Below are 15,431 nucleotides of genomic sequence, written 5' to 3'. Positions count from 1 at the left end.
CGAGACAGGTGACGAGCCCCTGTCCCGCACGGCATTACCTAAAGGAAGAACGGATGAACACAACTCAAAACGTATCAACGACGCAGGGCGTCTTGTTAAACGCAGCGGTCTTGCTGTCCGGGGCTGCGACGCTCTGGGGATATGTGCAGTGGGACACTCTGAGCGACCTGCCGCTGTATTGGCGCAATGCGCTCGTCCCGCTGCCTCTGCTGGTCTTCATGGGCATGAAGCACCTGCAGGCGCGGCTGAACAGGGCGGCCCCGCATGAATAAGGCCCCGCGACTCCCCGCTCGGGTGTTTGGCGTTGCCGCCCTGGTGCTCAGCGGCTGGCTGCCGGCATCGCCCCTGTTGGCGGCGCCGGCGGTACAGGTGGGGTTTTCACCGGAAGGGTCGGCGCAGCAGCTGGTACTGAGCATTATCGGTGAGGCGCAGCGCGATATTCGCCTGATGGGGTACGCCTTTACCTCGCCGGAGGTGGCGCGGGCGCTGATTGCGGCGCACCGGCGGGGGGTGACCGTCGGGGTGGTGGTCGATGCGAAGGCCAACCAGAACGGCGCCGGCCGGGCGGCACTGAATCTGATGGCCAACGCCGGCGTGAACGTCAGGACGGTGAACAGCTATAAAATTTTGCACGACAAGGTGATCGTCGTGGATGGCGTGACGACCGAAACGGGCAGCTTTAATTTCAGCCGATCGGCACATCGCGCCAACTCGGAAAATGTGGTGGTGCTGCGCGACATGCCGGAGGTGGCCAAACAGTATCTGGCGCACTGGCAATCCCGCTGGGCGCAGGGGCAGGACTGGCAGTCGACTTACTAAGAAAGGAAATCGGATGGCGATGTTTGATCCGCACAGCGGAAAACTGCAGCAGGTACGCGAGGTAGTGCGCTTCACCCCGCTGCAGCAGGACGTACTGAAATTTTTGGCGCTGGTGCTGATGGTGTTCGACCACGCCAACCGGGCGCTGGGGCTGCATGAGCCGGTGCTGTTGCTGCTGGGGCGGGGAGCGTTGCCGCTGTTCGCCCTGCTGTGGGGGTACAACCTGGCGTCGCGGCCTGTCCGGCAGGCGCAGGCGACCCGGCTGTGGATATGGGCCGTGGTTGCGCAGCCGGGCTATTGGCTGGTAATGCGTCATGACGGGCTGGCGTTCACCGATCCGAATATTTTGTTCCTGTTCGCCGCGGTGACGCAGGCGCTTGTGCTGGCTTCACGGCCAATGAGCAAAGGTTCACCTAACCCGTTGTTGGTCGGCGTCGTTCTGTTGGCTTTGTGGAGTGTTTATGGCGCTACAGATGGTACTTACGGTACTGCCGGCGTTCTGTTGCTGTTGGCCAGTTATGGGCTGTGCGTTTCCCTGCCGGGGTACGTGACGGCCGTCTGGCCGGTGCGCGGGCTGGCGATCGTGGCCTGGCCGCTACTGGTGCTGATGCTCAATGCCGAGCTGGGCGGCACGATGATGCTGGCCGGGTTGCTGCTGCCGGCACTGCTCATCCTGGGGACGCTGCCGTTGGCGACGGCGTTCAATCAACGGCGCCTGTTGCCTCGGGGGTTTTTCCTGCAGACCTACGTGGCGCACCTGCTGGCGCTGGGGCTGGCCGGCGTGTTTTTACACTGAGGCACCGCTGATGTTACCGACCGCTTCGCACTTTGCCCATGCTTTGTTACTTGACCAGGTGACGATCGCCACGGCCGCGGGGCGCGTTGTCCGCTTTACCGATATGAAGGCTTTTGGTAGAGTGGGAAAAATTTTGCATTCGATGGTTGTCCACGCCAGAAGGTGGACGGGATGGAGCGGAGCTCCAGACGCAAAAACCCCCGGATTACGCATGAACTTTGGTCGGTGCATCGTAAATCCGGGGGTCACAAGCAGGCCTGGCGCCTGTAAGGAAGTATACTGTATGCGTATTCTACGTCAATCCCCCCTGCCGACCCTAAGTGCAGGGGAACGTGCATAGTCAACATGCCGCACAGGTAAATCCTGTAAAATCAACCATTTCACGCCGTGGTGCCAATAATGCGCTGCGGCGCGGGCAACAAAAAATTCATCGTCGCTACACCCCAAACCTGTGCTGCCGGGTGCCGAAAGGCATGGCGAGCAAGGTGGTGGCGCGCATGAGCAGCCACGACTGGCGGCGCAATGATGACCTGATCGGCCTGCGCCGGCAGGGTTATATCCCTTATACCCAACGCAACAACCCGGACTACCGTCCCAAACCGATGCGCATTGCTGCGCGTTCGGAGAGCCGTGAAGCGCTGACGGTGCTCTCGATGGTGCTGGGCGCCAACTGCGACTACAACCCGGACAGCGACTATCCATTTGAGATCATGCTGCCGTTCGAAGACGTGGCCAAAGCGATGGGGGTGCTGCACGTCTACGAAAGCGGCCGCAAGGCGTATGACGTGGCGTTGCACGCGCTGTCGGTGCTCGAGCAGCTGGACTATCTCATCGTGTCGCGCGGGCAGGATACCGACACCGGCCAGAACAAGCCGCTGCGCATCTGGTTGACGGAGAACTTCTTCACTAGTCGAGGCATCCAGGTGGACGAAATTCGCCAGTGGCTGAATCAGTACCGGCTGTGGGCGATTAAAAACGGCCTGACCGAAACGCTCAGGCAAAAGTACGAGCGCCACCTGGTGCGCATCGCGCATCTGGGGATCGACATCGAGCGCAAGCACTCGCTGAAAAACCGGCTGAAAAAGATCCGGCGCTGGGTGGTGAGTCCCGATCTGCAAAACCTCAAGCGCAACGCGGAGCAGGTGATTGGCAACGAACTGGCCAGGCGGCAGCAGAACGAGCAGCGGCTCGATACGTTGCTGGATGACACCGCTGCCGGCATCAAAAAGCTGGCAGCCGCCCGGCGCCAGAAGCAGAACGGCTTTTATCAGGCCTGGGTGCAGTGGACGATGGGCAGCTCGCCGCTGAAGGCGATGCAGCTGGAGAATACGCTCAAGCATGAACAGCCCGGACTGCTGAACAGCGATCCGGAAGCGTTCTATCGCTTGCTGCTGGAGCGCGCCGGCGCTATCCCCGCCTAATTTCCTCCCACATACAGAATTTTTACCCTGCCTGATCCCCGGGGGTTTTGTGCTGCCTGTTTCCCGTCGCTGATGCCAGGTTGGCCATTCGGCCGGGGTGTTTCGGCTGATGTCGGCGTGATTTTCACGGCCGCCGACGTCGATCCGGGGCGTTGCTGACATCGATCGGCAACGAATAAACCCTTAACTTCGACATTAACTTCGTAGGCAGTATTAACTTCGAAATACCACTCGGAGAAATGCTTAATTTCGAAGGTTGTTTCTGAACAAACTAAGCCCTTTAAATAAAGGGAGTCACTCAGCGCACCGGCTTACGCCGTTGCTGTTGAGTACCTCCCTCACTTTGTTCGGGCAAAAAACAGAGCCTTACTCAGTTCCATCCCTCTCTTAACAAAAACCTGATGTAGCACCTGCAGTCGCGACTGCAGGCAAAAGGACCTGCACCCACGCCGGAACCGCCGAAATTTCCCAACCAATGAAATTAGCCAACCTTAGCCCCACAAACCCCCTCACCACCGCTGAAAAGCGGCCCCGCCCCCCGGCCAAAGGCCGGGGAACTGTGTCGCTTTTAATGATGGATGTTGTAACTAGCATTTAAATCGCTGTCAGAAGTGTTGCTGAACGTTCTTCGTACACGCCCGTAAGCGGCCCTACGGCCCGCTAACGCGGAGATACGCCCCGACTGCGGCTACGCCTTGTCGTGTCCACTCCGACGGCGCACACAACGACTAACATCGCTTTAAGCGTTAGTCGTCTTGCAGGGCGAGGGATGGGATAGGCGACGCCTATCAGGCCAGGGCGGCTGCGCCGCGTCACCGGCGCCATTCACTAAAAGTGCCATATGGAGTTACCGCTGGCGCCTCCATGCCGCTTTGCGGCATTAGAAAGACCGACTCTCGCCTGTCTGGTTAAGCCATGGTATAAATATTTGTGCGCATATTTACAGGCCGTCACCGAGGGAGGTACCTCATGGCTGAGTTCATTTTATTCAGAAAAGATCATCACCTGACAGCAGTTAATAAGTCAGACGCTGAAAGCGCTTCTTTGCTGGTTGGGCAAGGGTATGAACAACAACCTGAAGAAATAGAGGCCGCTGATGCGAACATGGCACTTAAAAGATTTGCGGATATAAAAAATGAAGAAATAGCGACAGAACACGCCTTTACTACCGGATCTGTGTTCAGTTCCGTGTTATCAGCAATTCTAAAATAAAGCGTCTAAAAAGAACCAGGAGATAAGCGTTTTACTCTCACCGATAGCAAAACAGCAAGGACGATGTTTCATGTTTAATTTAAGCCTACGAGTCAGTTTTATCATCGGGACTTTCGTGCTTTGTGCGTGCGCCGGTCCACAGGGCTGCGTTAAAACACATGCCCGTCATGCCTCTTATCAGCTAGCACAAGCACATTTTGACCCTAATACCCGTTCGGCGGTTTCAGACAATAACCAGCGTCTTGTCGCGTTCTTTGAACAATTTTATCAAGCCGGAAAGTCAGACAAAGCCTGCGGAGTCACGCGCGAACAGGCAGAAAAGCGAATTGCAGGATTTCGCCATCCAGATTTCATGCCAATATCAGAACAAAAAACCACCTTCATTAATCAGGTTTACTCATCAGATATTCCAAAGCAGCAACGTGATATACTTATTGATAATGGTATAGCCACTTACTGGGATGGCTATGAGGGACGGTTGTGATTATACTCTTGCTTATTCCCACAATATGGATAATTAAGTAAATTTATAAAATAAATCAATATGAGAGTTAACATGAATATGTATCATGAGATTGAGGAAGGCAACAATATAGCAAAGAAAATGCTATGCTTATTATTGGTTGCTCTCGTGCCTTTGCTATTAATTGCTGCTGTGTATTATATTAATCCAAAATCCAATTTTCTCCAGGGAGTATCGGAATATACCACGTTTTTACCAGCGATCGTTTCATCTAATAACCCTTTATTTAGCAAAGTAATGGATGTCTATTTAAAAACATCTCCGATGTTTTCTTTGTTTTTCTTTTTTAGTTTCTACAAAAGGTTGAAATTGAAATCCAATCAGTCAGTGTCGAAACTGTTAGTCACGTTTATTTGTTTTACGGTTTTTTATATCTGTTTGATTTATGGATTTTTATTTACCAATATTGAGCTAACGAACTCGGTAAGAACTCTGAAGGCGATGTCGACAAATGACATAACCTTGCTTTTGTTTTATATCACTTTGTATGCTGGTATATATGTGTTCGGCTGTTTATATTTGTGGTTCGGTATCGGTACTGTCAAAGCATTTAAAGCGAGGCAGAGAACTATCTCGCTTTAAACCATTAATGAGCCGGAGGAATAATCTCGTTGTTTATTTTCTCTGCGATTTTATCATCAATCAGTGAAGATAAATAACTGATAGTTATAATTCCAAGTATCGTTAGGGCTGTCAGCGGCAGCCCTGTGATAGGAACCGCGCTGAGAATTAGACCTAGTAACCCTAACGCCGCCGCAGTAGCCACACCACTCAACACCCAGGATTCCACTTCCAGCATCAGTGGTTTCCAGTTGCCGGTTTCATATCCCTCAATACTCTTTTCACGCACTTTTTCTACTTTCAACGCCACATCAGCTACTTTGAAGGCGCGGGCCAGATTCCCCAACTTATTTGCCGTGTCTGTTGCATTGACGTGCTTCCAGGCGTTAACAATGGCATCCTTGTCTGCCTTGTTGATTTTCATGGCCGGATTCAAGGTGATTTTGTTGAGCGATGCCATTGCATCATCGAAGCTGCGCAGCTTCTTGCCCTGGAAATTCTTGATGTCATCGGCGATTTGCTTTGCAACCGCTTTGTACTTATCACCCAGATGCTCACCCACCTTTTCGCCAGCGGCCGCAACGAGCTCACTCGTTTTCATCAGGGCATCCTTTTCATCCCTTACCCTTGCCGCTTCCGCATCCGCTTTTGCCTTCGCCTCTGCCGCGGCTTTTGCCTCAGCATCCGCCTTGCGTTTGGCCTCAGCGGCTTCCTGTGCCTGTCGCTCTGCTCGCAGGGTATTCAGCCGGGCTTCCGCCTCCGCTTTTTCTCGTTGAGCCTGTTCAACCCGTTGTTGCGCCTGATTGGCTTCATTTCTCGCTTGGTTGGCGGCATTACGCTCGCGATCAATATCACCTTGTTTGGCATCAGCCTTTTGCTTCTCTTGCTCTGATTGCCGATGTAATTGCATGGCTACCTGGTATCGGGGGCTAGAAGTGTCACTCATTGCACCCGTTTTAAGCAATTTCGTAAATTCGTCATTAAGACGTTGCTGCTCCTGACGAATGGCATTCTGTTCATTCTGAATATTATTAGCGGTGCCATCATGCTGGCCCGCCCGTTGCTCAGCATTATTTTTATCCTGCTGTGCCTGATTAATGCGCTGCTGAGCTTCATTAATTTGCCGCTGCGCCGCTTCTTCCTTATGTTGTTCGTCCCATTCAGCTTGTTTACGCTTTGCCTCTTCCTCTGCCCGACGTTTGGCTGCGGCTTCCGCATCAGCTTTTGCTTTCGCCTCGGCCGCCGCTTTGGCTTCCGCTTGCTTTTTCTCATTCAAATAAGCCTGAACCTGATTTCTCGCAAACTGCTTACCGGCATCATCATTACCTGACAAACGCGTGTCATGTTCATTTTTCGGCGGGCTTTTAATTTTACTGACATGTTTAATATTCCCGTCTTTATCTACGAGCACTGAATAAACAGATCCGCCATCACGTACATGATAATTATGCTTATCACTATTATCACCACTTAGCTGACCCGCATCCGCAATATTGGGATGGCCAGGTAGCCCATTAAACCCGCTCTCACCAGTAGGACTGCCGCTGTCATTCCCTTTACCATCAGTCCCATACCCCACCCTTGTGGAGCCTATTAACTGTCCCGCTGCGTTGTAGCTATCTACCCAGCCACCTTCATGCCGTTGGAATGCAACTTTGAAATCCCCCTTTCCTGAACCAATGGCGGGTACATCGCCAGATCCTGTACCTTTACCGCCCCCACCAATCCCGGTTGGACCCCCTTTAACACCACCAGTTGGGCCACGGCTGTCTTTTCCATCTCCGCCACTCATATTTATCTCCTTGAAAATAATTTGAATTAAACTGTATTTATATACAGCATTTGTAATGTATCTGGCCTGCTGCTCATCGTCAATAAATGATAATAATTCTTGTTTGTGTGGTGCGTAGTACAACATGGGCTGAGGTGGTGTGTGACTGTGGTAAGGTTTGAAAGGGGGTTTTACGCCGTGTCTCCGGCACCTTCGCTAAACGTGCCATATGGAGTTACAGCTGGTGCCTGCATGCCGCTTTGCGGCATTCGAAATACCGGCTGCGTATTACTGCTCACCAGTCTGAGTTAAAAATGAAAGTTCAGTGGAAGAACTGCTGAGTCATTATCATGGAAGCGAGCAACGAGAAAAAGGCGGAAGCTATACGACGGCCCAACCGACGAGACAGAAGCCTCGTCGGTTTTTCGTTATAGGGCGCCTATTTTTCAATAAGCAATACATAGCTGGCAACACTTTGCGTTCCGATCACTTGAGTGATATTCCAGCCGGCTTTACTTAATTCAACGACCGTACCCTTCACGTTGTCACCACAGTCAAAAACCACCTCATTGGTGAGATAATTCGTACTGCTGCCCTTAAATTTAATATTGGTGCTTTCGCAAAACCGGGCCTCTCCAGCAAGCGTAGAGAGTGGTAATAATAGCGAGACTAAACAAACAACCGATGATGCTAATAATTTCATACTGTTTCCTTGTTTCTGTGATCCAGCCTGAAGAGTTATTGGTTAAATATTGCGCTTAACGTACAAAATTTTCCTCCAAACTTACCCCTTGTTCATCGATCCTCTCCGTGTTGATAAATCCCGTGGATGTCGTTACTCCCTGAGTAGAAGCTGACGCTCAGTGGAACGAAAACTCACGTTAAGAAATTTTCTGCCTTTGACGCCGCTTTTAACGGCCTTAGATGTCCTTTGATCACCCGTTCTGAGCATGTTACATGATAACGAGGCTTGATGTGTTTCGTGTGAAGTGGGCAATTATTTCAGGCGCACGACAGGCACGTCGTTCAGCCGCGTGGTCCAGGCCGGCGACAGCCGCTGCCGTTTCATCTTCCAGCTGTCGGCCCGATCGGGAATACCCTGTCCGGCAAACCACACCGACGCCCGGCCGTCCTGATTGAGGCTGTCGAGCAGCTGCATCAGCCGATCGCCGTTTTTGCGCGGCGGCGCGTCGTCAAATAAGCCGAACTGTGCCACGCGTTCGCTGGTGAAATCGCCCAGCATCACGCCGCAGCGATGATAGCGGTGGCCGGCGATGAAGATCCGTTCGAGCGCCCGCCGGGCGGCCTGAATGATGTCACGACTGTCCTGGGTGGGCGTCGCCAGTCTTGTGGTGGCCTGGTTGCCGTAATAGGTCTCGCCGGCGGCGAACGGACTGGTGGCCACGAACACCGAGATGTGCCGGCAGAACTGCCGCTCGCCACGCAGCTTTTGTGCCGCGCGCTCGGCATGTGCGCAGACCGCCTGGCTGACGCTGTCCAGCTCGGTGGGCTTGTCGCCGAACGAGCGGGAGCAGACGATTTGCTCCTTCGGCGCCGCAAATTCCTCCAGGCCCAGGCAGGCGATGCCGTTGAGCTCGCGCACCGTGCGCTCGAGTACCACCGAGAACTGACGGCGCGCCGCGGCCGCCGGCATGTCGGCCAGCTGCAGCGCAGTGGTTATGCCCATCGTTGCCAGCCGGCGGGCAATCCGCCGGCCAACGCCCCACACTTCCTCTACCGGCACGTGCGCCATCAGGCGACGCTGACGCGCCGGCGCGCTCAGGTCGACCACACCGCCGGTCTTGTGCCAGGTCTTGGCGGCGTAGTTGGCCAGTTTGGCCAGCGTCTTGGTCGGCGCGATCCCGACGCCGACCGTCAGGTGGGTGCGGCGCCGCACCTCTTCACGCAGCCGCCGACCGAGCGATTCCAGCTGCGCGGCCGGGATACCGGTCAGATCGCAGAAACATTCATCGATTGAATATACTTCCAGTCGCGGCGTCAGCTGGCCAAGGATGGCCATCACCCGATGCGACATGTCGGCGTAGTAGGCATAATTCGACGAAAACGCCACTACGCCCTGCCGCTCGGCGTCCCGGGCGATTTTGAACCAGGGCTCCCCCATCTTGATGCCGCAGGCTTTCGCCTCGCGGCTGCGCGCGACGACGCAGCCGTCATTATTGGACAGCACCACCACCGGCCGGCCGCGCAGATCGGGGCGAAAGACGGTTTCGCAGGAGGCGTAGAAACTGTTGACGTCAACCAGGGCAAACATGGCGGGGTCTCCGGGCTTTGCGGAATGGATAGGTGGCGATAACCGAGGCCGGGTTACAGCGTGTGAATGGCGTGGCGCACCACGCCGAAGATCACGGTCTCGATGTCGTCACCGAGGGGGATGGGCGCAAAGGCCGGATTGGCCGGCAACAGCATCGGCCGGGGCAGCAGCTGCAGGCGCTTGCAGGTGAACTCGCCGTCGACGGTGGCGATGACAATGTCGCCGTGCTGCGCCCGGTAGAAACACTCCACGACCAGCAGGTCGCCGTCGAGGATACCGGCGTCCTGCATCGACTGCCCCTCGGCGCGCACCAGGTAGGTGCTCTCCGGGTGACGGATGCAGATGTCGTCCAGCGACAGGCGCTGCTCGAGGTAGTCCTGCGCCGGCGACGGAAACCCGCAGGGCACGCCGGCGTCATAGAGGCGAACCGGCATCACACGGCCTCCGGCACGCTCTGCCAGGCATCGTCATCCGGGGGCGTGTCCGCGTCGGCTGAAGCCGCGGCCGGCTGCGCCGCCTGCAGGTAGTGCGTGCGCAGCTGCGTGGTCAATGTGGCCACCACGTCGGGACGGTCGCGCAGCCAGCCGGCGGCCTTCTCGCGCCCCTGCCCGATTTTCTCCCCCTGATACTCGTACCAGGCGCCGGTCTTGAGGATATATTTGGCGTCGACGGCCAGATCCAGCACTTCGCCCTCGCGGAAGATGCCGACGCCGAACAGCAGCCGGAACTGCGCCTGGCGGAACGGCGGCGAGACCTTGTTCTTGACCACCTTCACCTTGGTATCCCGCCCGATGATGGTCTCCCCTTCCTTGACGTTGCCGGCGCCGCGCACGTCGAGACGCACCGAGGCATAGAACTTGAGGGCGTTGCCGCCGGCGGTGGTTTCAGGGTTGCCGAACATCACGCCGATCTTCATGCGCAACTGGTTGATGAAGATCACCACCGTGCGGGTGGTGTTGATGCTGCCCTTCAGCTTGCGCATCGCCTGGCTCATCATGCGGGCCTGCAGCCCCATCTGGGCGTCGCCGATCTCGCCTTCCAGCTCGTTTTTCGGCACCAGGGCGGCGACGGAATCGACCACCACCACGCCGACGGCGCCGGAGCGTACCAGGGCGTCACAGATTTCCAGCGCCTGCTCACCGGTGTCGGGCTGGGAGATGAGGAGTTCACCGATATCGACGCCCAGCTGCTGCGCGTAACGCGGATCGAGCGCGTGCTCGGCATCGATAAAGGCGCACTGCAGCCCGGCGCGCTGGGCGCAGGCAATCACCGACAGGGCGACGGTGGTCTTGCCGGACGACTCGGGGCCGTAGATTTCGGTGATGCGGCCGACCGGCAGGCCGCCGCCGAGTGCGATGTCGAGGCCGAGCGAGCCGGTAGGGATACGTTCGACAGCCATGCCATGGTTGTCGCCCAGGCGCATGATGGCGCCCTTGCCGAACGCCTTCTCGATGGCGGTGATGGCACTTTGCAGCGCTTTGGCGCGACTTTCCTGTGTGCCGGCCGAGTCCTGCGGGGTGCGAGTGCGTGATACGTTGCTCATCTTGTGTTCTCCTCTGGTCGGAAACGAAACGTATTATTATAATTATACTGTATGCATAACCAGTATAATATAAAACCGACGAGGAAAGACAAGGGATGATGGCGAGGTCAACCGCGCGACGGGCACAAGCCCCTCATTTTGAGGCGAATATTTTTACCGACGATGCGCACAGGTTATCCCCCAAATTTGTGGATAACGTCCTGGTTGTGAGTGGCGCGGCGCCGTTGGCGGAATATGTGAACCGTGTCGGTCGTGGTGTTACGCAGGTTCAAGCGCGATGGTGTGGCAGGCTGACGTGCTGCCCTGCCGGCGCGTACACAGTCCGTACTCGGCCATCACCTGCATAAACCGGTCGGCGTCACCGACCACCCTAAACGTGACGGCGTGCAGATGGCGACCGTCCTGGGCAAAAGCGGCATTCAGCGCCGTTTTTTCGACGTAGAACCCGTTATGCTGTGACGGTGTCGGCACGACGCCGGATTTCCACTCTTTCGCGTCCAGCACAAAATTGTCCCAGCCCTGATCTTTCAGGGTTTCGGAGGAGTAGGTGAGCCGGAACAGGTCGGACTGAGCGGCCAGGTTGCCGCTGCAGGAGCGCCAGAGGTACTCAAGATGCTGGCGCAGATGGCCGGCCGGGCCGTGCTTACGGCCGCGGTCGAGTAACCACTGGATATCAATCGCGACGCTCCTGGGGAAGCGTTTTTGCTTTTGGGCGGTGGCCAGCCAGCGGATCAAGAACAGGTTTTCGGCATAGGGCGTGCCGGCGATACCGTCCTGGCGCGCCAGCCCCAGCGCCGCGAGGGCGCAGAACGCCAGATGGCTGAGCGCTGAGGTGGTGTTTTCCGGGGAAACGGATGCGGTTTTATCTGTCAATGGCTGCCCTGCCCGTCGACGCAAAGGATTAGTGGCGAATTTGGGCCAGGTCGTCAGCGGTCAGCCCGGTCATTTTCATCACCGCGTCGCGATCGAGGCCGTTGGCCAGCATGGTGCGGGCAACTTCGAGTTTGCCTTCATTGCGCCCTTTTTCAATACCGCGTTGTTCACCCAACTGGATACCTTTCTGGATACCCTGTTCGATACCCTGTTCGATACCCTTCTCGATACCTTTTTGTTCAAGCTGTTGTGCGATGGTCATCAGTTCCTCCTCATGTTGCGGAACCCGCAGGGCCAGTTCGCGGACAAATGCCTCTGCATTCGCCGATTCACCGGCCTGGATAATATAGTGTATCAGCGAAATCACCTGTGGCGAAGAGAGATAGCCGGCCAGCAGAATGGCGGACAGCCTGTCGGTCAGTTCGGCCAGGTCGCGCTGGCGAATATGTTTCTGCAGCAGGGTCAGAGCGGCCATGCTGCGGTGACCCATAATCTCTTCGTCGGGAATGACCGTCACATCAACCAGCGGAAAATCGCCGGTGTACAGTTTCCCGGCCAACGCCGGATCATCAAACTCCTGCAGCCAGTTGGTCGAGTAAGGGTACGGGCTGCGTTTGCCGGTGTAGAACAGTACCGGAATGACCAGCGGCAGCGTTTTGTGGCCGGCGTCGAGGTGACGCTGCATGGCGGCGACGGCATAGCGAATGAGGCGAAACGCCATGTGCTTATCCGGGCTGGACTGGTGCTCGATAAGCACGTGCACGTAACCGTCAGCGCCGTCGGTGGTTTTCAGGCTGTAGAGCACGTCGCTGAAATACTGGCGCAGGTCATCTTCGACAAAGGAGCCGGACTCCAGCTTCAGCGTGCTGAGGTCACAGATGGCCCGCAGTTCGGCCGGTAGATGAATGTCCATGAAGTCGCGGGCAATTTCGGGTTGCGTCAGAAATTGCCGGAAAGTGGCATCATGGGGCGTTGGATTTTTTTTCATGGGACTATCGTAACATGTTCGGTCGCCGGCTCACTATGGCTGAGCGAAGGCTTCACCCGTTCTCCGGGCAGAATAGCGTCGGGATGTTGCTGCCGCCAGGTTTTTAATATTCGATAGACGCTGGCCCTGCCAATGCCCAGTTGGTCGGCAACCGCTTCGCGGGTGAGTCCGACCAGCGTCAATTCAATCACCTGCTGCGCTTTCGCCTGAGCGGTGGGTTTTCTTCCTTTATATGCCCCTCTGGCTTTCGCGCGGGCAATGCCTTCCCGTTGCCGTTCCTGACGCAGGCGTGTCTCGAATTCGGCGAATACGCCCAACATATCAAGGAAAGCCTTGCCGGATGCCGAAGAGGTATCGATGGCCTGCTCGGTCGCCCTGAGCTTGATGTTTTGCCCTTCAAGCTCATGAACCAGATTCTGCAAGTCGCGCAGACTGCGTGACAGGCGATCGATACGGGTGATCACCAACGTATCTCCTTCTCGCAAGTAATTAAGGCAGTCATCGAGTGCCTGGCGGCCCTCTTTCCTGGCGCCGGTCATTTTCTCCGAGAAGATTTTACGGCAGCCGGCTGAAGTCAGCACCGCTATCTGATGTGTCAGATCCTGATCTGTCGTGGATACACGAGCATAACCGACGAGCGCCATACGATTTAATCTCACTAGACATTAGATAATGAAATTTTTGCGTATCAAATTTACTAAATCAAGTTATGTGATACTTATTTTGAACAAATCACCCTGGCTCTCACAAAGGTATACCAAAAAAACGATTGGTGGCATCGGGAGGTGAATTTCGATTTGCAGTTATTGTGAGCACGGGAAGGATGATTGCGAGCATAAAAAGATAAACGCGAGCACAGTGGCAGTTAATGTGAGCACGCGGGGATTTTCATTTGCAGTTAATGTGAGCAAAAAAAGCCGATAAACGCGAGCATGGGGGTTTTCAAACGCGAGCCGCTATATCTAACTCTGGCCGGTTTTTGCTTTGCAACCAAACTCCTCTACTCCTAGTAATGTCGCCGTATACGCCACTGAACAATCTCAGGGGTCTATATCCATTGGTGATAAAACTGCATACACCAAAACCTTTGAGGTTTCCTTAGCAAAATTATCTGCTGATACTGTCGATTTATTAAAGATTTGCCTAAAGGCTTACTCTCCAGACAAGAAAGAATATAAACTCGATACTGTTGATGAGGTTTTAACCTCTGGTTCCCTGAAAGAAGGTAAACAGGTAAAGGGAATTGCTGTGTTTACTTCTGAGAATGATGATGTTCTCAAAGCCGCCTTGCGTAAAGATTTCCGACGATTGTAAATAATCTGATAAAGCAGCCAGCGGGCTGCTTGATGAAATTTTATATTTCCAAAATTAGTGTATGCCGCGAAATTGTTCGATAAACCGTTGGGCGTGAAACAGGTCGAGTCCGTCAAGGTGGTGTAAATTCAGTTACGGCCTTCCGGTCAGGTAACAGGCCTGTTATGCGCTGACGGGCAGCGCGTCGTTTAGCTGCCTGGTCTATCTCTGCCATGCTGTGCTGCGGCAGGTAGCGGTTCTGCAGCAGCCATTCTTCGTTCTGCTCCGTCAGGACCGCACCCAGCAGCCGCATGATGATCTCTTCGTTGGGGAAGATGCCCACCACGTCGGCACGCCGCTTCACCTCTTTGTTCAGGCGCTCCAGTGTGTTGGTTGAATGGATTTTTACCCGGTGCGCTTTCGGGAAGCCGAAGTACGCTAACACGTCCGCCTCTGCTTCATCCATCATCTCCGTAACCGCCGGCGCGCTTTTTTCCAGTTGCCCTGCAACCTCACGCCAGGTGGCGTGGGCGCTTTTCTCGTCGGTCTGCACGAACACCTGTTGCAACGCCGCGCGGAAACCGACTGGTTCGACTTGTTGACGCGGCTCAGCACTTTGCGCATGAAGTGAACCCGGCAGCGCTGCCAACTGGCACAGAACCCCTGCTGTATCGCCGCCTTCAGCCCGCTGTGCGCGTCGGAGATGACCAACTTTAAGCCTTCCAGATCCCGCTCCTTCAGGCTCAGCAGGAAGGCCAGCCTGAACGCCTTGGCCTCCGACTCGCCGATACCCATCCCGATGATTTCCCGGCGTCCGTCCGAGTTGACCGCGCAGGCGATTATTACCGCCACGCTGACCACCAGGCCGCTCTGGCGTACCTTCACATAGGTCACATCCAGCCACAGATAGAGCCATTCGCCTTCCAGTGGTCGTTGCATGAACGCCTGCACACGCTCATCGATACCGCGGCAGATGGACGACACCTGGCTGCGGGAGATGCCGGTCATCCCATCGACTGGACCAGCGCGTCAACCTTGCGGGTAGAGACGCCGTTTATCCACGCTTCCTGGATAAACGCATTGAGCGCCTTCTCCGACAGTCTGTGGGCCTCGAGGAATGACGGAAAGTACGAGCCTTCCCGCAGCTTTGGGATACGCAGGTCGAGCGTGCCGGGTCGGGTGGTGTACTGGCGGTCACGGTAGCCGTTGCGGTAGGTCTCACGCTCGTCACTGCGCTCATGCGGCTCCGCGTTGATACGCTGAGTAGCATCGGATTCCATGATGCGGTTGAGCATGAACTCGGTGAGTTCACGTAAAAAATCCTCACCGCGAACGTAGCGACCCTGCGGTGCGAGCACG

General features: G+C 55.6%; 15 protein-coding genes and 2 pseudogenes. 8 read left to right on the top strand and 9 right to left on the bottom strand.

What is annotated here, in order from left to right:
* Positions 1–53 precede the first annotated feature (53 nt).
* The 7 genes from H7A77_RS18590 (at position 54) to cui (ending at position 5,353) form a co-directional block, all read left to right on the top strand.
* Positions 54–272 carry a hypothetical protein gene (locus H7A77_RS18590; protein ID WP_094141453.1) on the top strand — a complete coding sequence of 73 codons (219 nt, stop codon included), beginning with the start codon at positions 54–56 and terminating at the stop codon, positions 270–272.
* On the top strand, positions 265–819 hold the full coding sequence (locus H7A77_RS18585) for a phospholipase D family protein (RefSeq protein ID WP_176445890.1): 555 nt from the start codon (positions 265–267) through the stop codon (positions 817–819). The genes H7A77_RS18590 and H7A77_RS18585 overlap by 8 nt, the downstream gene beginning before the upstream one ends.
* A 13-nt stretch (positions 820–832) precedes the next feature.
* Positions 833–1,615, top strand: a complete 783-nt coding sequence (locus tag H7A77_RS18580) for a TraX family protein (RefSeq protein WP_094141451.1) — start codon at positions 833–835, stop codon at positions 1,613–1,615.
* A gap of 332 nt (positions 1,616–1,947) precedes the next feature.
* Positions 1,948–3,036, top strand: coding sequence for a Replication protein (locus tag H7A77_RS18575; protein WP_226772908.1), 1,089 nt, complete (start codon positions 1,948–1,950; stop codon positions 3,034–3,036).
* A 969-nt stretch (positions 3,037–4,005) separates the two neighbouring features.
* Entirely contained in the window at positions 4,006–4,248 is a 243-nt protein-coding gene (locus tag H7A77_RS18570) for a hypothetical protein (RefSeq protein ID WP_094141450.1), read from the top strand.
* 70 nt (positions 4,249–4,318) lie between these two features.
* Complete coding sequence (locus H7A77_RS18565) at positions 4,319–4,732, top strand: Exc2 family lipoprotein (RefSeq protein WP_094141449.1); 414 nt, start codon at positions 4,319–4,321, stop codon at positions 4,730–4,732.
* Positions 4,733–4,792: 60 nt separating this feature from the next.
* A complete protein-coding gene (gene cui, locus H7A77_RS25780; protein ID WP_370528345.1) occupies positions 4,793–5,353 on the top strand; it encodes a colicin immunity protein Cui in 561 nt (186 codons plus the stop codon).
* 4 nt (positions 5,354–5,357) lie between these two features.
* Here cui and H7A77_RS25715 read toward each other — a convergent pair whose 3' ends face one another.
* From H7A77_RS25715 to H7A77_RS18520, 8 genes are all read right to left on the bottom strand, one after another.
* Entirely contained in the window at positions 5,358–7,250 is a 1,893-nt protein-coding gene (locus H7A77_RS25715; RefSeq protein ID WP_304621541.1) for a colicin-like pore-forming protein, read from the bottom strand.
* 292 nt (positions 7,251–7,542) lie between these two features.
* The gene (locus H7A77_RS18550) at positions 7,543–7,806 is read right to left on the bottom strand and encodes a hypothetical protein (RefSeq protein ID WP_141202224.1); all 264 of its coding nucleotides are present in this window, start codon (positions 7,804–7,806) and stop codon (positions 7,543–7,545) included.
* A gap of 294 nt (positions 7,807–8,100) precedes the next feature.
* A complete protein-coding gene (gene umuC, locus H7A77_RS18545; RefSeq protein ID WP_094141446.1) occupies positions 8,101–9,375 on the bottom strand; it encodes a translesion error-prone DNA polymerase V subunit UmuC in 1,275 nt (424 codons plus the stop codon).
* 53 nt (positions 9,376–9,428) lie between these two features.
* Positions 9,429–9,809 carry a translesion error-prone DNA polymerase V autoproteolytic subunit gene (gene umuD / locus H7A77_RS18540; protein WP_052475507.1) on the bottom strand — a complete coding sequence of 127 codons (381 nt, stop codon included), beginning with the start codon at positions 9,807–9,809 and terminating at the stop codon, positions 9,429–9,431.
* On the bottom strand, positions 9,809–10,918 hold the full coding sequence (gene recA, locus H7A77_RS18535; RefSeq protein ID WP_182074492.1) for a recombinase RecA: 1,110 nt from the start codon (positions 10,916–10,918) through the stop codon (positions 9,809–9,811). Before recA ends, umuD begins: the two co-directional genes overlap by 1 nt.
* 258 nt (positions 10,919–11,176) lie before the next feature.
* The gene (locus tag H7A77_RS18530) at positions 11,177–11,791 is read right to left on the bottom strand and encodes a DUF2913 family protein (protein WP_094142115.1); all 615 of its coding nucleotides are present in this window, start codon (positions 11,789–11,791) and stop codon (positions 11,177–11,179) included.
* A 28-nt stretch (positions 11,792–11,819) separates the two neighbouring features.
* Positions 11,820–12,779: an Rpn family recombination-promoting nuclease/putative transposase gene (locus H7A77_RS18525; protein ID WP_094142114.1), complete on the bottom strand. Its 960-nt coding sequence runs from the start codon at positions 12,777–12,779 to the stop codon at positions 11,820–11,822.
* Positions 12,776–13,423 carry a recombinase family protein gene (locus H7A77_RS18520; protein WP_182074491.1) on the bottom strand — a complete coding sequence of 216 codons (648 nt, stop codon included), beginning with the start codon at positions 13,421–13,423 and terminating at the stop codon, positions 12,776–12,778. Before H7A77_RS18520 ends, H7A77_RS18525 begins: the two co-directional genes overlap by 4 nt.
* A gap of 288 nt (positions 13,424–13,711) precedes the next feature.
* Between H7A77_RS18520 and H7A77_RS18515 the strand changes: the two are divergent.
* Positions 13,712–14,097: pseudogene (locus H7A77_RS18515) on the top strand (DUF4354 family protein).
* A gap of 108 nt (positions 14,098–14,205) precedes the next feature.
* Here H7A77_RS18515 and H7A77_RS18510 read toward each other — a convergent pair.
* A pseudogene (locus H7A77_RS18510) lies at positions 14,206–15,430 on the bottom strand (IS256 family transposase).
* Between the last annotated feature and the right edge of the window lies 1 nt (position 15,431).

The organism is Serratia sp. ME47 (genome assembly GCF_903970925.1).
Classification (GTDB): Bacteria; Pseudomonadota; Gammaproteobacteria; order Enterobacterales; family Enterobacteriaceae; genus Serratia; species Serratia ureilytica.
This window is presented reverse-complemented; position numbering and strand designations above follow the sequence as displayed.